20 protein-coding genes and 1 tRNA gene are annotated in these 21,307 nt (G+C 64.0%); 6 read left to right on the forward strand and 15 right to left on the reverse strand.

Translation table 11 applies throughout. The annotated features are described in order from the left end of the window. Window positions 1-901: 901 nt before the first annotated feature. Genes ACSSVG_RS12890 through ACSSVG_RS12900 form a run of 3 tightly spaced genes read right to left on the reverse strand, consistent with a single transcriptional unit; the run spans window position 902 to window position 4,124 of the window. Window positions 902-1,744 (reverse strand): sugar phosphate isomerase/epimerase family protein, encoded by an 843-nt coding sequence (locus ACSSVG_RS12890; protein ID WP_231338480.1) that lies wholly within the window; start codon window positions 1,742-1,744, stop codon window positions 902-904. After that, window positions 1,741-2,955: a dihydrodipicolinate synthase family protein gene (locus ACSSVG_RS12895; protein ID WP_231338481.1), complete on the reverse strand. Its 1,215-nt coding sequence runs from the start codon at window positions 2,953-2,955 to the stop codon at window positions 1,741-1,743. Before ACSSVG_RS12895 ends, ACSSVG_RS12890 begins: the two co-directional genes overlap by 4 nt. Next, window positions 2,955-4,124: a Gfo/Idh/MocA family protein gene (locus ACSSVG_RS12900; RefSeq protein WP_492415122.1), complete on the reverse strand. Its 1,170-nt coding sequence runs from the start codon at window positions 4,122-4,124 to the stop codon at window positions 2,955-2,957. Before ACSSVG_RS12900 ends, ACSSVG_RS12895 begins: the two co-directional genes overlap by 1 nt. Before the next feature lie 196 nt (window positions 4,125-4,320). Between ACSSVG_RS12900 and ACSSVG_RS12905 the strand changes: the two genes are divergently transcribed. Continuing rightward, window positions 4,321-5,358, forward strand: a complete 1,038-nt coding sequence (locus tag ACSSVG_RS12905; protein WP_492415123.1) for a LacI family DNA-binding transcriptional regulator — start codon at window positions 4,321-4,323, stop codon at window positions 5,356-5,358. Continuing rightward, window positions 5,355-6,134, forward strand: coding sequence for an alpha/beta hydrolase (locus tag ACSSVG_RS12910; protein WP_492415124.1), 780 nt, complete (start codon window positions 5,355-5,357; stop codon window positions 6,132-6,134). The genes ACSSVG_RS12905 and ACSSVG_RS12910 overlap by 4 nt, the downstream gene beginning before the upstream one ends. Here the strand turns inward: ACSSVG_RS12910 and ACSSVG_RS12915 are convergent. Then, window positions 6,131-6,904 carry a sugar phosphate isomerase/epimerase family protein gene (locus ACSSVG_RS12915; protein WP_492415125.1) on the reverse strand — a complete coding sequence of 258 codons (774 nt, stop codon included), beginning with the start codon at window positions 6,902-6,904 and terminating at the stop codon, window positions 6,131-6,133. The genes ACSSVG_RS12910 and ACSSVG_RS12915 overlap by 4 nt on opposite strands. Window positions 6,905-7,064: 160 nt before the next feature. Then, window positions 7,065-7,421, reverse strand: coding sequence for a metalloregulator ArsR/SmtB family transcription factor (locus ACSSVG_RS12920; protein ID WP_231338485.1), 357 nt, complete (start codon window positions 7,419-7,421; stop codon window positions 7,065-7,067). Between the two features lie 67 nt (window positions 7,422-7,488). Between ACSSVG_RS12920 and ACSSVG_RS12925 the strand changes: the two genes are divergently transcribed. Beyond that, window positions 7,489-8,421: an SDR family oxidoreductase gene (locus ACSSVG_RS12925; protein ID WP_492415126.1), complete on the forward strand. Its 933-nt coding sequence runs from the start codon at window positions 7,489-7,491 to the stop codon at window positions 8,419-8,421. Here the strand turns inward: ACSSVG_RS12925 and ACSSVG_RS12930 are convergent. Further along, window positions 8,418-9,272 (reverse strand): LysR substrate-binding domain-containing protein, encoded by an 855-nt coding sequence (locus ACSSVG_RS12930; RefSeq protein ID WP_024818365.1) that lies wholly within the window; start codon window positions 9,270-9,272, stop codon window positions 8,418-8,420. The two genes, ACSSVG_RS12925 and ACSSVG_RS12930, sit on opposite strands and share 4 nt — an antisense overlap. Before the next feature lie 166 nt (window positions 9,273-9,438). Between ACSSVG_RS12930 and ACSSVG_RS12935 the strand changes: the two genes are divergently transcribed. Next, entirely contained in the window at window positions 9,439-10,824 is a 1,386-nt protein-coding gene (locus tag ACSSVG_RS12935) for an MFS transporter (RefSeq protein ID WP_231338487.1), read from the forward strand. Between the two features lie 68 nt (window positions 10,825-10,892). Here ACSSVG_RS12935 and ACSSVG_RS12940 read toward each other — a convergent pair whose 3' ends face one another. The 5 genes from ACSSVG_RS12940 to ACSSVG_RS12960 form a co-directional block, all read right to left on the reverse strand. Beyond that, on the reverse strand, window positions 10,893-12,050 hold the full coding sequence (locus ACSSVG_RS12940) for a N(5)-(carboxyethyl)ornithine synthase (protein WP_231338488.1): 1,158 nt from the start codon (window positions 12,048-12,050) through the stop codon (window positions 10,893-10,895). Then, window positions 12,047-12,181: a hypothetical protein gene (locus ACSSVG_RS12945; RefSeq protein ID WP_011776304.1), complete on the reverse strand. Its 135-nt coding sequence runs from the start codon at window positions 12,179-12,181 to the stop codon at window positions 12,047-12,049. The genes ACSSVG_RS12940 and ACSSVG_RS12945 overlap by 4 nt, the downstream gene beginning before the upstream one ends. Before the next feature lie 106 nt (window positions 12,182-12,287). After that, window positions 12,288-12,749 (reverse strand): nuclear transport factor 2 family protein, encoded by a 462-nt coding sequence (locus ACSSVG_RS12950; protein ID WP_492415128.1) that lies wholly within the window; start codon window positions 12,747-12,749, stop codon window positions 12,288-12,290. 158 nt (window positions 12,750-12,907) lie between these two features. Further along, window positions 12,908-12,978 (reverse strand) — tRNA-Gly (locus tag ACSSVG_RS12955). 79 nt (window positions 12,979-13,057) lie between these two features. Beyond that, window positions 13,058-14,512: a M15 family metallopeptidase gene (locus tag ACSSVG_RS12960; RefSeq protein ID WP_253464734.1), complete on the reverse strand. Its 1,455-nt coding sequence runs from the start codon at window positions 14,510-14,512 to the stop codon at window positions 13,058-13,060. A gap of 262 nt (window positions 14,513-14,774) precedes the next feature. Here ACSSVG_RS12960 and ACSSVG_RS12965 point away from each other — a divergent pair, with 262 nt between their 5' ends. Continuing rightward, a complete protein-coding gene (locus ACSSVG_RS12965) occupies window positions 14,775-15,218 on the forward strand; it encodes an SRPBCC family protein (RefSeq protein WP_231338491.1) in 444 nt (147 codons plus the stop codon). Between the two features lie 4 nt (window positions 15,219-15,222). Here ACSSVG_RS12965 and ACSSVG_RS12970 read toward each other — a convergent pair whose 3' ends face one another. Next, the gene (locus ACSSVG_RS12970) at window positions 15,223-17,172 is read right to left on the reverse strand and encodes a CAP domain-containing protein (protein WP_492415129.1); all 1,950 of its coding nucleotides are present in this window, start codon (window positions 17,170-17,172) and stop codon (window positions 15,223-15,225) included. A 140-nt stretch (window positions 17,173-17,312) separates the two neighbouring features. On the opposite strand from ACSSVG_RS12970, the gene dcd reads away from it, so the two are divergent. Next, window positions 17,313-17,888, forward strand: a complete 576-nt coding sequence (gene dcd / locus ACSSVG_RS12975; protein ID WP_011776299.1) for a dCTP deaminase — start codon at window positions 17,313-17,315, stop codon at window positions 17,886-17,888. A gap of 82 nt (window positions 17,889-17,970) precedes the next feature. Here dcd and ACSSVG_RS12980 read toward each other — a convergent pair whose 3' ends face one another. The 3 genes from ACSSVG_RS12980 to ACSSVG_RS12990 all read right to left on the reverse strand — a co-directional run bounded on the left by ACSSVG_RS12980 (window position 17,971) and on the right by ACSSVG_RS12990 (window position 21,128). After that, window positions 17,971-19,170: a cation:proton antiporter gene (locus ACSSVG_RS12980; protein WP_492415130.1), complete on the reverse strand. Its 1,200-nt coding sequence runs from the start codon at window positions 19,168-19,170 to the stop codon at window positions 17,971-17,973. Window positions 19,171-19,175: 5 nt separating this feature from the next. After that, window positions 19,176-19,658, reverse strand: a complete 483-nt coding sequence (locus tag ACSSVG_RS12985; protein WP_089596429.1) for a cation:proton antiporter regulatory subunit — start codon at window positions 19,656-19,658, stop codon at window positions 19,176-19,178. 66 nt (window positions 19,659-19,724) lie between these two features. Further along, window positions 19,725-21,128 carry an MFS transporter gene (locus tag ACSSVG_RS12990; protein WP_231338494.1) on the reverse strand — a complete coding sequence of 468 codons (1,404 nt, stop codon included), beginning with the start codon at window positions 21,126-21,128 and terminating at the stop codon, window positions 19,725-19,727. Between the last annotated feature and the right edge of the window lie 179 nt (window positions 21,129-21,307).

The raw sequence follows: 21,307 nt of genomic DNA on the forward strand, positions 1-21,307 counted from the left end.
AGTGGGTGATAGCCGTACGCCCAGGCCAGCCAGCCCAATGAAACGCCCGACGGCGGCACTGGCGGGCCGCCGTCGTCGAGCCTGTTCCCCCTGCCGGGACGGGACGGCACCGCGCAAGTCCGTTGAGCCCCAGAAGCCGAAGCAAGCCACGGAAATCCGGGTGTCATCGGCATTGAGCGGCGGTGAGGCCGAAGACAGGGCGCGGCTAAGCGATGCTGCAAACAGGGTGTGCCGCCACCACCTACTTTGGAAGCCACGGCCCCCGCGAAGCACCCACAATGCGGCGTGTCAGGCCGGTTCGGAAATCAAAATGGGTGTCAGCCGTACGCCCAGGCCAGCCAGCCCGGTGAAACGCGCCCGACGGCGGCACTGGCGGGCCGCCGTCGTCGAGCCTGTTCCCCCTGCCGGGACGGGACGGCACCGCGCAAGTCCGTTGAGCCCCAGAAGCCGAAGCAAGCCACGGAAATCCGGGTGTCATCGACATTGAGCGGCGGTGAGGCCGAAGACAAGGCGCGGCTAAGCGATGCTGCAAACAGGGTGTACCGCCACCACCTACTTTGGAAGCCACGGCCCCTGCGACACACCACAATGCGGCGTGTCAGGCCGGTTCGGAAATCAAAGTGGGTGATAGCCGTACGCCCAGGCCAGCCAGCCCGGTGAAACGCCCGGGTGTACCGCCACCACCTACTTTGGAAGCCACGGCCCCTGCGACACACCCACAATGCGGCGTGTCAGGCCGGTTCGGAAATCAAAGTGGGTGTCAGCCGTACTCCCAGCCCTGCCAAGACGAACACGCAAGCAGGACACAAAAGCGGGCCCCTGCCGTGACCTTGGCAGGGACCCGCTGGTTTTGGAGTGATCCTCCCGCGGAGCTTAGGGCATCCTCGGGAGGATCACGTTGTTAGGCGAACGGGAGGACGAGCTCCGCGTAGCGCTGCTTCATTGTCTCCAGAACGGTGTCGCCATCTGCGTCCCAGATTTCCTGGTTGAAGATTTCAACCTCGATGTCGCCCTTGTATCCGGCGTCCCTGACCCAGGTGCCGATGGTCGCGAAGTCGATGACGCCGTCGCCCATCATGCCGCGGGACAACAGCGCGTCCGCGGCGATCGGCAGGTTGAAGTCGCATACCTGGTAGGAGGCAATGCGGTCTTCGCGACCGGCGCGGTCGATCTGGGCCTTCAGTTCCGGATCCCACCAGACGTGGAAAGTGTCGACGGCGACGCCAACAGCCTTTGCGTCGTACGGCGCGGCGAGATCGAGTGCCTGGCCGAGGGTGGAGATGAGTGCGCGGTCTGCTGCGTACATCGGGTGCAGCGGTTCCAGCACCAGGCGCACACCGTTCTCGGAAGCGAACGGAACCAGTTCCTCGAGCCGGTCGGCGACGCGCTGGCGGGCAGCGACGACGTCCTTCTCACCGGGAGCGAGTCCACCGACCACCAGGAACAGTTCCTGCGTGTCCAGGGCTACTGCTTCACGGACGGCCTCGAAGTTGTCGGCCAGCGCAGCGGCCTGTCCCTCGGCGTCGGCTGCCGTAAGGAATCCACCGCGGCACAGGGACGAAACCCGAAGGCCGGCGTCCTTGATCAGCTTGGCTGCCTTGTCCAGGCCGGCCTCGGCAACACGGTCACGCCAAGGCCCGATTGCGGGGATACCGGCACGGGCACAACCATCCACGGCTTCAGCAAGCGTCCACTTCTTGGTGGTGGCGCTGTTCAGCGAAAGCCGGGAGAAGTCCGCGCTCATGCGCCTACCCCGTTGATCCGCAGGAAGTCCGACATCCGGAACGCAGCCAGCGACGGATCCTTCAGCAGGCCGGCCTGATCGGCCAGTTCGAAGGTCTTGGCCAGGTGCAGGACGGAACGGCCGGAGTGCAGGCCGCCCACCATCTGGAATCCGGGCTGCTTGCCGTTGAGCCAGGACATGAACGCGATTCCGGTCTTGTAGTAGAACGTCGGAGCGCTGAAGATGTGCTTTCCGAGCTCACGCGTGGAGTCCAGGATCGCGCGTCCTTCGGCGCCTTGGCCGGCGTCGTACTTCTGCAAGGCCACCGAAGCGGCCGGGTAGATCGCCGCGAAGATGCCCAGCAGGGCGTCCGAGTGGTGGGTTTCGTCGCCGTCGATCAATTCCGGGTAGTTGAAGTCGTCGCCCGTGTAGAGACGGACGCCCGAGGGCAACGCAGCCCGGAGGGCGACCTCATGCGAGGCGTCCAACAGCGAAACCTTCACGCCGTCAACCTTGTCCGAATGCTCGCGGATGAGGCTGAGGAACGTTTCCGTAGCGACAGAGACGTCGTCGGAACCCCAATAGCCGGCCAGCGCGGGGTCGAACATGGTGCCGAGCCAGTGCAGGATGACGGGCTGGTCAACTTCCTGCAGGAGCGTCGAGTAGACGTGTAGGTAGTCGTCGGCGCCGTTGGCAACCTTGGCCAGCGCGCGGGAGGCCATGAGGATGACCTTGGGGCCGGCTTCGCTGACGACGGCGATCTGCTCACGGTAGGCGTCGATGACGGCCTGGATACCGGCCGCACCCTCGGGAAGCGTGGCGATGTCCAACTGATCAGTGCCTGCGCCGCAGGATACGAGGTCGCGGACGGATTTGCCTGCCGTCGCCGCGTTGCTGCCAGCCACGACGGAAGCGGCCTCGGCACCCGTGCGCTTGATGAGCTGCTGGGTGGCTGCCCAGTCAAGGCCCATACCGCGCTGTGCTGTGTCCATGGCATCGGCCACGCCCAAACCGTAGGACCACAGCTCGTGCCGGTACGCCAGGGTGGCATCCCAGTCGAGCTGCGCCGGAGCGCCGGGTGTGTTGTCGGCGGCGACCTCAGGGATGACGTGCGCAGCGGCGTAAGCGCGGCGGGCGGTCAGTGGTGCGGTCGGCTTGACCCACGCAGTGGCGGGCTGAAGGCGGTACTCGCGGGTGCCGCCGTCGTCGGTGGGAAGAATGAGTGACGTCATTAGAGGGTGATCTCCGGGATGTCGATGGTGCGGCGCTCGGCCGAGGACTGGAGGCCAAGCTCGGCCAGCTGCACGCCGCGGGCGGCGGAGAGCAGGCCAAAGCGGTGCTCGCGACCGGCGACGACGTCGCGCAGGAATTCTTCCCACTGCAGCTTGAAGCCGTTGTCCAGTTCAGCGTTGGCGGGGACTTCCTGCCACTGGCTGCGGAAGGATTCCGTGACGGGCAGGTCCGGGTTCCAGACGGGCTTGGGGGTGTGGGCGCGCTGCTGCGCAACGCACTTGTTCAAGCCGGCGACGGCGGAACCGTGCGTGCCGTCGATCTGGAACTCAACCAGTTCGTCGCGGTAGACGCGGACGGCCCAGGAGGAGTTGATCTGGCCGATGACGTCGTCGCCGCCCGGGGTTTCGAGCTCGAAGATGCCGTAGGAAGCGTCGTCCGCGGTGGCCTTGTATTCCTTGCCGGCCTCGTCCCAACGTGCGGGGATGTGCGTGGCGGTCTTGGCGTTGACGCTCTTGACCTTGCCGATGATGCCTTCGAGGACGTAGTTCCAGTGGCAGAACATGTCCGTGGTCATTCCACCGCCGTCTTCCTTGCGGTAGTTCCAGGACGGACGCTGTGCAGCCTGGACATCGCCTTCGAAGACCCAGTAGCCGAATTCGCCACGGATGGAGAGGATGCGGCCGAAGAAGCCTTCGTCCACCAGGCGGCGGAGCTTGACCAGGCCCGGGAGGTAGAGCTTGTCGTGCACGACGCCTGCGGTGACGCCGGCTTCCTTGCCGATCTGCGCGAGTTCGATTGCCTCTTCGAGGGTCTCAGCCGTGGGCTTCTCGGTGAAGATGTGCTTGCCGGCGCGCATGGCCTTCTTCAACGTGGCGGCACGGAGGCTGGTCATGGAAGCGTCGAAGATGACGTCCACGGTGGGATCGGCGATGACTGCGTCCAGGTCGGTGGTCCATTCGGAGACCTTGTGGAGCTCGGCGAGCTCGCGGATCTTGGCTTCGTTACGGCCGACGAGGATGGGCTCAACCTGAACCTTGGTGCCGTCTTCGAGGGTGAAGCCGCCGGCGTCGCGAATGGGGAGGATGGACCGCAGCAGGTGCTGGCGGTAGCCCATACGGCCAGTGATGCCGTTCATGGCGATGCGGATCGTCTTTGTTTCGAAGCCCATGTTTTCTCCAGTGCCTTGTGTGCCGGTCGCTCTGCGGATACCGGTGTTTGACGGTTCATGTGGGAAAGCGCATTCCCGTTGCATTCGATCATGCACTATGGCGCGCCGGATTGGCAAGCGCTTTCCCAAAACTCTCGGAAGACTGACATAATTTCCTTAGCGCCAGTCCCGACGCTTGCAGAAAAGGAGGGCCCACGTGGCCGCCAGCACACTGAGTGAAGTTGCCCGTTTGGCCGGGGTTTCCCTGGCCACTGCCTCCCGGGTACTCAACGGCTCCACCCGTAAGCCGGCAGAGGACATTGCCGAGCGCGTCCGCGAGGCGGCAGACAAACTCGGCTACGTACCCAACGCGCAGGCGCAGGCCCTCGCGAAGTCGAGTTCGGGCTTGATCGGCCTCATTGTCCACGACATCGCCGATCCCTACTTCTCCGCTATTGCCCGCGGCGTCCAGGAAGCGGCCCGCCAGCAGAACCGCATGGTTCTCCTGGCCAGCACGTCCGGTGCTCCGGCGGATGAAAAAGAGGCCGTGGCAGCGTTCGCCGCCCGTCGCGCAGACTCGATCGTCATTGCCGGTTCACGTTCGGTACGGACCGAGGATAAGCAAGGAAATACTGAGCTGGCCGCAGAGCTGGACCGCTACTGCCGCAATGGTGGGCACGTGGGGGTGGTTGGTCACCCGGTTGTTGGTGTCTCCACGGAGGAGGGTTACCACGTGGTGAAAGTCCCCAACGAGGAACTCTCTGCCGGCCTTGCCGCTGAATTGGCAGCCGCGCACGAAGGTGCGTTCCTGATCGTCGCCGGCCCTCAAGGCCTGTACACCTCAGATGACCGCGTCCGCGGCTTCCAACGAGGGCTCGCGGATGCCGGCAGGCCGCAGGCCGAGGTTATCCGCACCGGCTTCAACCGCGCCGGAGGGTACGAAGCCGGCCTTGCACTTGCCGAACGGATCAAGGCATCAAAGGAGCGGCTCTGCATCTTCGCCGTCAATGACGTCATGGCCATTGGAGTCACTGCCGCCCTTCGACCGGAGGGCGTGTGGATTCCCCGCGACGCCACCATCGCCGGCTTTGACGACATCGAAACCCTGCGCGATTTCCGCCCGGCCCTCTCCACCGTGCACCTGCCGCTTGAAGACATTGGACGGCTCGCTGCAGGCGATCCCGATACTCCTCCCGTCAGCGGTGCGGTCAAGCTCCGCCGCAGCACTGAAACTCCGGTTGAATCGCAAGTATGACACCACGGCACGGCCAGGCGCCCCGGGCGCTCACGGTGATTCCCGCCGTCGGACATTCCGGTGTGGCGGGGCCTTCCACTGAAGCGGCGCCCGCCGTCCTGGTCCTTCCCGGCGGAGGCTACGCCAAAACGGCCGACCACGAAGCGGAACCGGTGGCTGAATGGCTTGCCTCACTGGGGATCCATGCGTTCGTCCTGCGATATCCGGTGGCTCCGGACAGGCATCCGGCGCCGCTCGCCGCCGCGAAACAGGCCATGTTGTGGATTCGTCGTGGTGACCATGGCCTGAACCTTGACCCATCGCGCGTAGGCGTCCTGGGCTTTTCGGCTGGCGGACACGTGGCATCAACGTTGTCCGTCGGGGTGTCCACCGGCGACCCCTCACTGGACGTTGCAGGGGCCCTGCCGAACCTCAGTGTCCTCTGCTATCCCGTGATTTCGTTTGTGGACTCGGTGCATCAGGGGTCCGTGGACAATCTTGCCGGAGCAGGCGCCGAACCGGAGGTACTGCGGGAGCTGTCAGCGGAACTGCACGTTACCCCTGCCACGCCGCCCGCTTTCCTCTGGCACACTGCCGACGACCACTCGGTCCCGGTCGGCCACAGCCTCGCCTATGCCGGCGCGCTCAGTCGGGCCGGGGTCCCGGTGGAACTGCACGTCTTCCCGCACGGCGTCCACGGTATTGGTCTGGCTTCGGGAACGGCCGGCGCTGATCAGTGGACTGGACTGTGCGCCGCTTGGCTCAGCCGAATGTGGCTTAATCCTCGTCCCGCTTAGTCCTCGCCGAGGGTGATGGTGTGGAGGAAGGAGGCGTCGTTGATGACGTTGTCCGGAAGGTCGTCCTCGACGAACTCCAGCATGATGTCCATGTCCTTGCCGTTGCCCCGCAGGACGTCGGTGACGGTCTGCCACAGCAATTTCCGGTTCCGCAGCGGGAAGCGTTCGGCAACCGGCCCCCAGGAGAAGCAGTGGACGCCCACCACGTGGGGGAGTACTTCGTGGAGGGACTCAAGCGCCTGCTGGTCTGAAAGTCCGACGGCGGGCTGCCAGTAGGTGCCGACGTTGGCGTGGTTCACCCGGGTCAGTAGCTCCAGGGTGGTGGCGGGGGAGTCGGTGAGAGTGTTGCCGTGATACTCAAACGCGATGGAGACGCCACGGGCGGATGCGAGATCCGCAATCCGCTGCGTGTCCTTCACCACTGCGTCCCAGTGTTTCTGGCTGGCGCCCGCCGACCCGAGTTCCCCGGCCCACACCCGGATTCTCGGAGCACCGAGGCCTGTGGCCAGGTCCAGGACATGATCGAAATCCCCGAAGGCCCCGCACCTGTAGTACGAGCCCATGGAGAGGACCGTGAGTCCCGCGGCATGCGTAGCGGCCTTGGCAAGGCCGGCGGATTCCGCGTCGCTGACGTGGACATCGGTGCCCCACTCGATGCCGGCAAGGCCGGCGTCGGAGGAAATTCGCACGACGTCGTCGATCCCGTGGGAGCGGAGAGTCACGGAACAGATGCCAGGCGTGAGGTCAGCCAGCGTGGTGAGGTCGATCATGCTTACAGGATACCGGGAATGCGCTTACCCGGTAAGTGCGTATCGCCTGCTGAACAGAAATGAACGCCACTATCTACAGATTGATCCAGTAGCGACGGATCGGCTCAGCGATACCCAGGTCCGGACTGAAATATTGGGCGAGCGTACTAGGGCCGTCGGTTCAGGCTTCAGATGTCCTGGCCGTTTTCGGCGTCCTGGTTGAGGGGCGGGATGGATTCCGCTTCCGGACTTCCCGCAATACGATCTGCTCGGGACACACCGTGGAAAGGAAGTCTCCCACCGACAGGGCCAGGCGCTCACCCACGAGCGAGTAGAGAATACGGTTGGCGTCCCGCCGTTCCGCGACCAGGCCGGCCTGGCGCAGCACGCTCAAGTGTCGGGAAATGGTGGGTCCGGTGGCGTTGAATCGCGCAGCTATCTCACCCGCAGCCAACTCGCCGTCCTTGAGGTCTTGAAGTATTTGCCGCCTGGTGGGGTGCGCCAACGCTGCGAAGATATCCGATGCTGCATCTGCCATGTTTGCAATATAGCACAATTGCTATATTAAGTTTAGCTTAATTGCTAATAAGCGAAGGAGCTAGATCATGCGTGTGGCTATTACCGGCGGTACCGGCTTTGTAGGGCGTCACCTCGCGGAACGACTCAATAGGCCGGATACCGTCATCATTTCGCGTCGGACAGGGACCGCAATCACCGACGTCGAAGCCTTAACGGAGGCCTTCGCAGGTTGCGACGCCGTAGCCCACTGCGCGGGGATCAACCGGGAGATCGGTGACCAGACCTTCCAGCGGGTTCACGTTGAAGGCACCCGCGCCGTCATTGAAGCTGCCCGGCGGGCGGGCGTCCAAAGAATCGTCATGCTGAGCTTCCTTCGCGCCCGTCCGGATTGTGGCTCCGCCTATCACGAGACCAAATGGGCTGCCGAGGAACTCCTGCGGCAGTCGGGCATCGAGCGCACGATTCTCAAGGCGGGGATGATCTACGGCAAGGGAGACCACATGGTGGACCATGTGACCCGTGCGGTGCGCAGCTTCCCGGTTTTCGCAACGGTCGGATATCGGGAGCGGACTGTTCGACCCATACCGGTGGAAGAGGCCGTCAACACCCTGATCGCCGCCCTCGAAGGTCGCGTGCCCACCCCGACCGTCGCGGTTGTCGGAGCCGAAGAGCTCGAACTTGGAGCGGCTGTCCGCAGGATCGCCCGGATGGCGGGTGGCCACCCTGTTTACGTCCGAGCCCCCATCTGGTCCATTCGCGCGCTGGCGCAGCTGACAGAGTGGACCATGGTGGTGCCCCTCGTCGCCAAAGCCCAGGCGCAGATGCTCGCCGAGGGGGTCAGTGAGCCTTTACCGTATGCGCCGTGGCTTCCCGCGGAGCTGCGTCCCAGTCTTCCTTTCGACGACGAACGCATCCGGGCCGCCGTACCGGAAGGCCGCTTCGCTTCGGACGATCTTCGGGTAGTGAGGTGGTGGAACGGGCGCATGGACCGCAGGCGGTCAAGCCGCCCGGTCCACTAGTTCGACTTACTGAGCGTCCTGCCCATGATGGCCTGCGTCAGCGCGTCGATCACCTCGGCGTTGGCCAGTGGATTCCGGATCAGCGTGAAGTCCACGTCGCCCACCGGCGGCAGCCCGAATCGCTGGGTGATGACCTTCAGGTCCTCGGGTACCAGCGACGCCGGCATGACGGCGACTCCAATCCCGGCCCGGACGGCCGCCAGCACTCCACTGATCTGTTTGGTGCTGCAGGTGATCCGCCATGTCCGGCCCTCCGCTTCCAGGGCATCGATGGCGAGCTTCCGGCTCAAACTCGGTGCCGGGTACGCAATCAGAGGCACAGGTGCGCCCGGTTCCAGCACGGTCTGCTCGACGCCCACCCAAGCGAAGTTGTCGTGCCGGACCACCGTGCCCTCCTTGGCGCCGGCCACCCATTTCACGAACACCAGGTCCAGTTGACCGGCGTTGAGCCGCTTATACAGCTGATCGCTTTGGCTGACAGTGAGCTCAAGGTTGATCTGCGGGTACAACTGCCGGAACTCGCGGAGAATCCGGGGGAGGCCCGTGATGGCGAGGTCGTCTGCGGTGCCAAAACGGAGCCGTCCGCGCATGGCCGAGCCGGAAAAATACCGGGCAGCGGAATCGTGGGCAGCAAGGATGCTGCGGGCAAAACCGGCCATTGCATCACCGTTGTCCGTCAACCTGACTTCGCGGGTATCACGGGCCACCAGCACCCGTTTGGCGGCGGCTTCCAGCTTGCGGACGTGCTGGCTGACGGTGGGCTGGGCCAGCCCAAGGCGCTCAGCAGCCTTGGTGAAACTCAGGGTTTCCGCGACGGCCAAAAAGGAACGGAGCTGGACAGGTTCGAACACGGAACTCCTAAAGCGCAGGTCAGCGCCGGGCCGGAGTACTACGCCGATGAAGAGGGCTCATTGCATTCCGCAATGCTAGTTATAGGCGCAATACGCTTCCATAATTGCTGCTGGCAACCATAGCGTTAAACGTATCCCACCGAAACTCTCGATCCGAGGACTACTTTTGGCACCCCCACCGCCTTCAGCGGCAAACGTCAGCCAGCCCGTCATCGATTCCCTGTCCGCCCCTCCGGCTCCGGACACCGTCACCCAGCCACTCGCCGTCGTGAGTGAAAAGCTGCCCTGGCGTCACACTTTCATCTCGCTGAAGGTCCCCAACTTCAGGATTTTCGCGATCGGCCACTTCATTGCCGTGATCGCCATCTGGATGCAGCGCATCGCCCAGGACTGGATGGTGCTCCAGCTGTCCGGTTCCGTCACCGCCGTCGGCATTACCGTGGCGCTGCAGTTCATGCCTTCACTGTTCCTGGGTCCGTGGGGCGGCATGATTGCCGACCGTTTTGCCAAGCGCAAGATCCTCATCATCTGCCAATCGGCGGCAGCTGTGCTGGCAGCCCTGTTGGCAGTGCTTTCCTTGAGCGGCCGCGTCGAAGTGTGGCACGTCTACGTCATCGCACTTGCCCTGGGCTTCGTGACGGTCCTGGACCAGCCGGCCCGCCAGGTCTTCGTCAACGAACTCGTCGGCCCCAAGTACCTGCGGAACGCCATCAGCGTGAACTCCACAACCTTCCAGCTGGGAGGCTTGATCGGTCCGGCGCTTGCCGGCGTACTTCTGACGGCTGTGGGCGCCGGATGGGCTTTCGCCGCGAACGCGGTGGCATGCTGCTCCACGGTGGCCATGCTGCTGATCCTCCGCAAGGACCAGTTGCACCTCAGCCAGCCGACACCCCGCAAGAAGGGGATGCTGCGTGAGGGCCTCAATTATGCGCTCAGCAAGCCCACTATCTACTGGCCGTGGCTCATGGCCGGCTTCGTTGCAGTTTTCGCGATGAGCCTGCCAGTGCTGCTGGCCGCCTTTGCAGACCACGTGTACGACGCCGGCGCCGGAGGCTACGGCCTCCTCAACGCCATGGTCGCGCTCGGTGCACTCGCGGGAGCAGTTGCGTCCACCCGGCGTCGTCAGCTTCGGTTGCGCTCGGTGGTGACGTCGGCGGGGTTGTACGGGCTCATGCTCTGCGCGTCGTCTCTGATGCCGTCCATGGTGTGGTTCAGCGTCACCATGGTCCTCGCCGGATTCTGGTGCCTCATGTTCCTCACCGCGGCCAACCAAATGGTGCAGACCAGTTCCAACATGAGCATCCGCGGCCGTGTCATGAGCCTTTACCTCGTAGTGCTCATTGGTGGCCAAGCCATTGGTGGTCCCATGATGGGTTGGTTGGCAGAGCACTTTGGTCCCCACCTTGCTGTCCTGATCTCCGGTGGCGTGCCGGCCATCGCAGCTGCGGTAGTCGCCGTGGTCCTGGCCCGGAAGTCCTCCCTCCACCTCAAGGTGGACCTGCGCGACCGGCGGCGGGTACTGCGGATCGTGGACCGGGCGCAGGCGGCCTAGACACAGACAGCGCCCGCGGAGGCACCGCGGGCGCTGCAATGTGGGGTTGGTTAGGCCGATGGCGTCCGTTAAACGGTAGCCAGGTGCGGGTACTCCGCTGAGCGGCCTTGGAATTCCAGGACGTCCGGGTTTCGGATGACGCCGTCGCGTATTTCGATGGCGCGGGATACGGTCTCGTTGGCATCCCACGCGGCCGGTCCTGCCACCACGGTGTCCAGGAACGGAAGCAGGGCTTCGCTGATCTCCCAGCTGGCTGAATTCCACAGGTATGACGGGCTGTGGTCCACGGCGTAGTAGTTGACGTGCCCGCCCACACGGAACATCGGCTCGTCGAACGTGGTGGTCCGCGCCCAGCTGAACCCCATTCCTTCGTCACAGGAAACGTCCACGATCAGGCTGTCCGGCTTGAACTCAGCCAAGTCCTCGGTCCGCAGGTACGTCAGCGGAGCGTTCGGGTCTTGCAGGGTGCAATTGACCACGATGTCTGCCGCCGCGAGGAACGGCGCCAGCGGCTTGCGCCCGTTGTTCGTGATGACTTCGCTAAGGAACGGCGCTTTGCTGTCATGGTCGAACTGCACGATCCGTACCGAATGGATCGGAGACCCGACTGCTGCCACACCCCGGTTGGTCAGGACCTGGACGTCATGGACGCCATGCGCGTTCAAGGCCGTGACGGCACCGCGGGCAGTTGCCCCGAAACCAATCACCACAGCGCTCAGGCGGCGGCCGTAATCGCCGGTGGAACCAGTCAACGCCAAGGCGTGCAGCACGGAGCAGTACCCCGCGAGCTCATTGTTCTTGTGGAAAACGTGCAGGCCGAATCCGCCATCACCGGCCCAGTGGTTCATGGCCTCGAAGGCGATGAGCGTGAGCTTCTTGTCGATGGCCAACTGGGTGATGGCCCGGTCCTGGACGCAGTGCGGCCAGCCCCACAGTGTTTGGCCGTCACGGAGCTCGGCAAGATCCTGGGCCTGCGGCTTGGGCAGCAGAATGACGTCGTTGGTGGCAATCAACTCCTGGCGCGTGCCAAGCCCGCCCACCAACGATTCGAGCTTGCTGTCCGGAACACCGAAGCGTTCGCCGTAGCCGAACTCAAAATGTAGTTGCTGGCGCACGTCCGGAGCGATCCGCTCCAAGTGTTGCGGGTGGATCGGCAGACGCCGCTCGTTGGGTTTCAGCGAGGTAGCAAGGACGCCTATGCTCAGCTGGCCAGTTGGCGCGGTCACTTCTTGTTGCCGGTAGAGGGCTTTGCGGCCTCGGTGGCGGAGGACTCGGAAGCCCGCTTATCCGCTCGCTTTTCCTTGATGGACTTACTGGATTTCTTCGATGCGGTTTGGCGCGGTGATTTGTCGCCCATGATGGCTCCCTTAGAGCGGAGCCGAAATGGCTCCTGACTCCTGACGATACACCTCGCAACGAGGCGCAGTGGCCTTGATCACTGCGCCGGGGTCAGCGGGCCGGCTTCATTTCGCAGGCTCTGCCGCCGGACGTCCATGCGTCACCCGGTGAGTCACGCGATCGGCAGTGTCGTCCACCGTCACAACCTTCTCCACCGGCTCCAAGTAGAAACGGGCGCTGCTGATGATGCCCTCGCCCACGCCGAAGATGATGACGCCGGTCATCTCGTGCGGGGTGCCGTCGCGCCAGGCGCCCTTCAAGTGCAGTTCGGTCCAGATCGTGCCGCCGCTGACGCTGTGCGAGAGAAGATGCGCTTTGATGTCCGGAACGCCTGTGAACAGTTGTTCCCAGTTGCTGCGGATGGTGTCCCGGCCAGTGAATCCCCGGGTGGGGTGCGCCGGTGTTTCATTGACGTAGCCGGGCGCGAAGCACGCCGCCAGGCTTTCCAGATCGTGTTTGTTCGTGGCTTCCAGCAGGCGGTTGATGACGGCGAGTGGACCCGCCTCACCATCGTCGGTGAGAGTCATTGGAGGACCTCCCGGATAGGTGGATGTACGTACGAGTGTAGGCTCGGGAAGCCTCCCGGTCGACGGGTGCGCGGCCCTGTTTGGCGAGTACCGCCGTCGGACGTTTTATGCCTTGGACGCAAAGAAACCCCGGATCCTTGGATCCGGGGTTTTCCTTGAGCGGGCGACGGGAATCGAACCCGCGTATCGAGCTTGGGAAGCTAGCGCTCTACCATTGAGCTACGCCCGCGCTGCCCGGGAAAATTCGCCCCGAGCGAGTCCTAGCTTAGCGCAGATGCGGGGGTGCTCATGACAGGCGCGTCGGCCACCTACTTGAACAGTTGCAGGCTGTTCCAGCCGGAGCCCACCTGACGGTACGTTGTCCACTGACCGCGGCCCAGGCCGTAGTTATAGAGGTTGCCATCGGCTGTCTGTGCCGTGATGCCGCGGGTACCGGCCCCCATCAGACCAAAGCTCGGGGCCAGGACACGCATGTACTGCCAGCCAGTGCCAACGGTGGTGGCCGGTCCGTAGAAGCCGGCCCAACCGTCGCCGCGGTAGTTGATGAGCGAGCCGGAACCCGTCCTCGCAAGAATGTCGTTGGCGCCGTCGCCTTCCCAGTCGGCGATGGTGAGCTCCATGCCGTTCCAGCCCTTGCCAATAATCTGCGGTGCACTGAGCGCACCACCAAAGGTGTTGGGGTAGTAGCGCAGGACACCGTCCGGGAAGTATCCGACGACGCCGGGACGGCCGTGCGCGTGCGTCCACTTACCCACGGTGATGGTCATGCGATCCCAGCCGCCGTTGCCCACCACAACCTGGTTGGCGAAACCGCCGCCCGGGAGGCCCCGGTACACGCCGAGTACGCCGTTGTTCCACTGCGCAAGGATGTCGTACACCCCATCAATGTCCCAGTCCACCACGAAACCCTGCTTCAAGCCGGACCAGCCCGAACCAATCTGGACAGCACCCGCATAGCCGCCGGCCGCCGTCGCAGGGTAGCGCAGCAGACGGCCCGAGGCGTCGGCAGCCACCAGGTCCGCGCCGGACTTGATGCTGGCCGCGGCCGCCGTGTTGCCCGCGAAGTAATGCTCCAGGGTCGGGAAGCCGCGCCTGTTCATATCGGTGGCCAAGGCAACGCCCACATAGCGCAAGTGCCATGGCTCGTAGCTGTAGCCCGTGGTGCCCGTATAGCCGTTGGGGTAACGGACAATGAAACCGTATTTGTGGGCATTCGCGGCCACCCACTTGCCCGCTACGGTGTCGCCGAAGCAGGTGCTGAGTCCGCACGAGCCCGCGGCGTTGCCAATGTCCATGGCGAGGCCGGTCTGGTGCTCGCTGTAACCGGGACGGGCCGAGATGGTGTCGGCATAGGCCTGGCCGTAGGCATTGACGTAGCCCCAATAGACCTGGCTTTGGGTGTCATAGGAACGGTAGCCACTCACGATCGACAGGCCGCCCGTGCCGGCGTCAGCCGCGCCCTGGAACAGTCCATTGAGCCATGCGGCGGCTTCAGCCCGCATGTACTGGCCCGAGCCGCGCGCATTGATAAGGTCCGACGGCGCGTAGCCCGCCGGGTTCAGCGGTCGCGACTTGTTGACCAGGACGGAGAAGCTGGCCGGGTCCCCGATCGGGTCCACGCCCGGCAGCGGATTCACCGTTGCCGGGATAGCTGCCTTCGGGGTGGCAGCTGCCTTCGCCATGGGCGCTGCAGCTGCAGCGGGCACCGCAGCGACGACGCCGCCAGCCACCGCCATGGCGAGGAAAAGAGCGCACGCCGCCATCCGCCGTCGTGCTTTCCCTGCAAAAGTTTGGTGTTCCAGAACCCGCATAACGCCCCCAACTCGGTTTTTGCCAGCCTCGGGAACTCTACCCCGCGGGCAGAACTGTGTCAGCCGTAACTTTATGAAGAGCCAGATAACCATTCGGTCAAGGCTCGTGCGCGATGTGTTCCCGAACGCCCCCGCTGACTATTCTGAAGGTGTTAGCTGCAGCGTATGGGGAACCGGGCTACGACATTCGAACCGTACGCCGAAAGAGGTTTCCGTGGCATTTGCAGACTACGAAGTGGTGATAGGCAGGGACGCCATGACCGTCTACGGATTCCTCATGGACGGCATGAACAACTCCCTCTGGCGCTCCGGAATCCGCAGCATCTCATTGCGGTCCGGGATCCGTGGGCATAAGGGCGCGCTGTACCAGCAGACCATCAACGGCCCCGGCGGCCGCCCCATCGCCGCCGATTTCCAGATCACCGAAGCCCGGCCAGGCGCGGAAGTACGCTTCGCCGTCGTCGCAGGACCGGCCCGGCCCACCGGTGGCTACTACCTCAGCACCGAAGGCCAAACCACCCGCCTCCGGTTCGCCCTCGAATACCATCCCAAGGGCCTGCAGAAGCTGATGAACAGCATGATCCAGAAGACCATGGAAAGCGAAGTGGCACAGCTGGAGCAGCTGAAGACCGTAATGGAGTCGCGCTCGGTGGTGTGAGCCGTTATTGGGCGAGCTTGAAGCCGCTCCACCCGCCGCCGACAGCGACAGGCGTCGTCAGCCTTCCAGAGGTAAGGTCCCAGTACTCCAGTACGCCATTGGTGCCCAGGCCGGCGATGCCGGTGGTGCTCGCGCCCGTCACGCCCTGGAGGGAACGTAGCCCGGAATAGTCCGTCCACGCCGCACCCACTACCGGCCTGGCTTCCTGCTTCGGCGTCGCCAGCCCGCTGCCACGGTACAACCGCAGGGATCCGTTGGGCTCCACGGTCAGGAGATCCTGGAAACCATCCGCGTTGTAGTCCACCATGCTGAGCCTGGCTGCCCTGTTGCCGGTACCAATCGCGGCCTGCGAGCGGATGTACGTCATCCCTGCGTTCTTGTATAACCAAAGACCGCCGGATGCATCCATCGCGACAATCTGCGGTAGGCGGTTGTTGGCACACCAGTTGCCGACGGCGATGTTCAAGGACTGCCAGCCGTGGCCCAACACCCCAGGTGAACCGAAGCCGCCTGATAGCCTGCCCGGGTACACCAGAAGTGCCCCGTCGGTGCGTTGGGCGATGAGATCGAAGACGCCGTCGCGATCCCAATCGGAAACGAACAGCTCCTTGAGCCCGGTGAAACCGATGCCGATCTTGCGCGCTGCGCCGTACTTCGCGTTCCCCAGTGATGGGTAGGAATACACCGTTCCATCCGCCCCGATGGAGACGAGGTCAGCCGCGCTCCTGATCGAGGCGCTGCTGAGGTTGACGGTGGGCGGTTGGAATTTATCGCCTGGTTGGCAGGCTCCCACAGGATCCGTGGGAGGAGTGACCGTTCCGCCCGGCGCCGTGGTGGTTCCGGCCGGCAGGGTGGTGTAGCCAAAGAAGTTCACCACACCCCACAGCGTGTACCGGTTGGGCGTGGTCTGCCAGTTACCGTCCGTGTACGTGATGCCGATGCCCATGACGTTGAAGCGGGGATCACGCAGCAGGGCATCGTGCCCCGGGGACCCCTTCCACCACTCAACGAGCTGGGCAGCGTCACGGTCCCAGCGGACGGCAATGACTTCGCCCGCGCCGTTGTTCGGATTGAGCGCGCGCGGATCCGTCCAGAAATTCGCGCGGTGCTGGATCACCTCGCGCGTCGCTATGTTGTTGGACCACTCCTGGGCCAGGCCCGCGACTGTTGCGTGGTACTTCACCGGTGCCAGGCCGAGGGACGCACGGTAGCTGTTGATCGCGTTGAATACCGTCAGGATTGCCGCTGTGTTGCTGTCCGGGAGGAGCGCGAGGGCGCCGTTATCCGGGTTGGTGTCGCCGCTCGGGGCTTTGCCGGGGAAGGGGGTTGAGCTCGCTGTCGGGCTGGGGGCTGTGCTCGGGGTGACGGTTGGTGTTGCCGACGGCGTGGGCGTGAGGGCCGGCTCCGCTGACGGCGTGAGGGTCGGTGACGCCGTGGGCGACGGTGTCGGCGTGATGGTCGGCGACTCCGAGGGTGTGCCTGACGACGTGCCTGACGGGCGTGGTCCCACGGCGGGTGCTGACGGCGTCGGGATAGCGGACGGTGACGCAGTCTGCGAGGGCGCCGGGGCCACGGGATCGGGAACAGCCGGGTTGCTGGTGCCCGGGTCTTCCGAGGAAGGATCGTCAGGCCCCCACGACGGCCCGATATTCGGCACGGGCGGCGGCGTCTCGATGACCGGGTCCACGGCGATGGGTCTGCTCGGCGCTTCGCTTTCCGTCCCCGGTTCCAGGGCCGGCACTGAGGTGGGGTCGGACGCTTGGCCGGCCGCGGGGGCGCCCGCGGAAGGTGAGGGGTCCGGCGTCGTACTTGACTCAGGCGCGGTCAGGCCAGACTCGACGCTGGCGGATGGAGTGGTGTTGCCACCCGGACCTGCCTCCTTTGCCGGCAGGATCTGGCTGGAGGCGGCCACACAGAGGGCCAGCGCTCCGGCCAGCACAATAGAGGCCGGCACTGCCAGTTTTTTCACAATTACCCCGCGAATGCTCGTTGCCCCCAGGTACGGGCGCGGTTCTACATGTCCGGGAACTATAGTCCCACGGGGCGGCCCGGACAATGCATGGGGTGTTGGACGCATGGGGTATTTTTGATGCTGTGCTGATCTCTGACCGCGACATACGTGCCGAAATAGACTCCCAACGGATTGTTCTTGAGCCGTACGACCCCGCGATGGTGCAGCCGTCCTCCGTGGACGTCCGGATCGACCGGTTCTTCCGGCTGTTCGACAACCACAAATACGCCCACATCGACCCCGCCGAGGAACAGCCTGAGCTGACCCGGTTGGTGGAAGTGGAAGGCGACGAGCCCTTCATCCTGCACCCGGGCGAGTTCGTCCTGGGCTCCACGTACGAGACTGTCAGCCTTGCCGACGATATTGCCGCGCGTCTTGAAGGAAAGTCGTCCTTGGGGCGTCTCGGTTTGCTGACCCACTCCACGGCGGGATTCATCGACCCCGGGTTCTCCGGCCACGTGACGTTGGAGCTGTCGAACGTAGCTACCCTGCCCATCAAGCTGTGGCCTGGCATGAAGATCGGCCAGTTGTGCTTCTTCCGGCTGACGTCCTCGGCCGAGCACCCCTATGGTTCCGGTGAATACGGCAACCGTTACCAAGGCCAGCGCGGTCCGACGGCCAGCCGTAGCCACCAGAATTTCCACCGGACGTCCATCTAGCGTTTCTTCTGTTCGCCGAGGGGTTAGGTCTCACCCTTTTTGGTGGGCCCTTTTGGGTTGGGATGTCGCCCCTCGGCGAGGGTTAGGCTGGGGCCCGCTCAGGTGTCCGCGGTGGGGCGCCGGGGGTCTTCCGGAGGGCCTTGACCACGGGTTCCACAAACCGGGCGGCCAGGGGACCAAGGATGGCCATGATGAGGACGTAGGCCGTGGCAAGCGCGGCGAGCTCGTCCGGAACAGCGCCCGAAGCAACAGCAAGGCCGGCGATGACGATGGAAAATTCACCGCGGGCAATAAGTGCAGCTCCTGCGCGGAAGCGTCCGGGCACGGCGATGCCTGCCCGCTTTGCAGCCCAGAACCCCGTGATCATCTTGGTAGCTGATGTGAGGACGGCCAGCACAAGGGCCCAGCCCAGGACAGGCGGGATGGACGTGGGGTCGGTGTTGAGACCGAAGGCCACAAAGAAGATCGCGGCGAAGAGATCCCGCAATGGCTCGAGGATCCGCGTCGCGTTGTGGGCGGTCGCGCCGGAGATGGCGATGCCCAGCATGAAGGCACCGACGGCAGCGGAAACCTGAAGGGCAGAAGCGATACCGGCCACCAGCAGGGCGAGCCCGAGCACGTTCAGCAGGAAGACCTCGGAGTTCTCGCTATGAACGGCCTGCGAAACCCGGTGGCCGTGCTTGAGGGCGATGACCAGCACCACGGTGACCACCGCAAGGGCAATTCCTACCGTCTGCAGACCGCCGAGGAAGCCAACGCCCGCCAGGATGGCCGTGAGGATCGGCAGGTAAATGGCCATGGCCAGATCTTCGAAAACAAGGATGGACAGCACCACAGGCGTTTCGCGGTTACCGATACGCCCGAGGTCGGTGATGACTTTCGCTGCGATGCCTGACGACGAGATATAAGTAACGCCACCCATGACGATGGCCCCCACAAGTCCCCAACCGAGAAGGACTGCCAACCCTGCGCCCGGGAGGAAGTTGAGGACGAAATCCATGACACCTGCCTGCCATGATCGCCGCAGGCCAGTGACCAGCTCCGACGCCGTATATTCCAATCCGAGCATAAGCAGCAGAAGAATGACGCCGATTTCGCCGGAGAGATGGGCGAACTCGTGCATCCCGTCCAACTTGACGAAGCCGCCGGCACCGAACGCCAAGCCACCCACCAGGTAAAGAGGGATGGGGGACATGCCAATTCGACCCGCCAATCGAGCCAGGAGGCCGAGGCAGAAGACGACGGCCCCCAGTTCAACGAGGGCTAGAGCGAGCGGGTCCATCCCGCTCAGCCGTTGCGAAGGATGTCGGCTGCCGAGTCAAGACCTTCCTGGGTGCCGACCGCTACGAGCAAATCACCGGTGTGAAGTACGACGTCGGGTGCGGGCGAGGGGACTACCTCGCCTTCGCGCATGATGGCCACGATGGAGACACCACTTCGCGTGCGGATCTGCGCCTTGCCCATGGGCTGGTTGACGAAGGGCGAATCAGGAGTGATGGAGAACTGGCGGGTGACAATGCCTGGTATCTCGCGATGCTCTTCTGCCAGGCGCATGGCAATGTGCTGCCCGCCCAGCAGGTTGCCCAGCGTCGAGGCTTCGTCGGCAGTCAAGGGAATGGACGCCTGACAGGTATCGGGGTCGTCCCACGTTGAGACGAAAAGCTCTGTTTCGCCTTCCCGCAGCTCCACTACACCGATGCGACGGCCCGAGGCCGTGACGAAGTCCTTGCGGACCCCAAGGCCCGGGAGTTCGGTCTCATCCACGTTCATAGCTCCACCCTAAACTGTCCTGAACCGGTCCGGTACGACCCTCGCACTTCAACCGGTCCTTAGTAGTTAACGCTCGGGGACCACAGCTATTTCCACTTTCGCCGGCGGCTTGACGGGCAGGATCACCAAGAGGCCTGCAAGGAGAACCACCATGATTCCGAGGATGCCCCACCGCTGGGCTTCGCCCTCGGCCACCAGGGGAGAGGCGATGGCGATGCACAGGGTGAAGAGGGTGGGAGCAAGGAAACTGACGGCCCGACCGGTTGTGGCGTACAAGCCGAAGAGTTCGCCGGCCTCGCCTTCCGGTGCGAGCCTTGCGAGGTAGGCCCGCGAGGACGATTGCGCAGGGCCTACGAACAGGCAGAGCAGCAGGCCGAAGATCCAGAACGTGTTGCTCGCGGGCCACTCATTACCGAGGAAGACGTAGTCACCGTTGCCCAGCACCAGAATGAAGGTGCCTGCGATGAGGAGGCCCACCAGCGAGAGGACGATGACGGACTTGGGTCCGATCCTGTCGTCCAGGAATCCGCCGATGATGGCGCCGACAGCAGCGACCACGTTGCCGAAGATGGCGAAGAAGATGACTTCCTTGAGCTCGAATCCGAACGTACCTGCGGCGATGACACCGCCGAAAGTGAAAACAGCCGCGAGGCCGTCACGGAAGATGGCGCTGGAGAGCAGGAAGTAGATGGTGTGTGGGCTGGTCCGGTAGATGGCGCCGATGCGCCGGATCAGTAACTTGTAGGAGGCCAGGAACCCCAAGGAAGCGGTGGCCTTCTTCGCCGGAACCTCAGGGACAGCGAACATTACTGGCAGGGCAAAAATGAAGAACCACAGTGCAGAGAAGACTGCCACGAGCCTGATGTTGAGGGAATCCTGCGTCGAGGCGCCAAACCAGTCGAAGGAAGGCTGGACGAACAGTTGCAGAACCAGCAGAAGGGCAACTATTCCGCCCAGGTATCCCATGGCCCAGCCAAAGCCGCTGACCTTGCCGATGTTCTTCGGTGTGGAGATCTGCGCCAGCATGGCGTTGTAGTTGACGCCGGCGAACTCAAAGAAGACATTGCCCAGCGCTATGAGGCAGACACCCAGCAACAGGAACTCGGGCTGGGGGAAGACAAAGAAGCACAGTGCCGTGAGCACGGCCGTAGCGGCTGTATTGACTCCGAGCCACAATTTGCGCCGGCCTCCGGCGTCCGAACGCTGCCCGGTCACCGGAGCAAGCAGCGCAATGGCCAGGCCTGCGATGGCCAGGGCGGCGCCGAGTGCGGCCGAGGCGGCATCTTCTCCGCCAAATGCGTTGGAGGTGAGGTAGACCGTGAACACGAAGGTGGTCATGACCGCATTGAACGCAGCCGAGCCCCAGTCCCAGGAGGCCCACGCAAGGATCTGGCCCTTCTTGGAGGCAACAGGTCCTGAGGCGAGCTCGGACGTCGGGTGGGAGGCTTCGGGAACTGCGGCCGCGTTCATAGCTTGAATGCTATAGCGGCGGGGAGAACGGCGTGCAGATGACGGAGCGCGTTGTGTAGAAGAGGGATTGAAACGTAACCTCCAGCCCGCTTCTTTGGCCAAAAACTGTCCGTCCCCCTTGATAAACTAGCTAAACCGAACCCAACGTATGACCGCCTGCTCCAACTTTTGACAATTCG

The organism is Paenarthrobacter sp. E2MeOHC11, assembly GCF_058744955.1.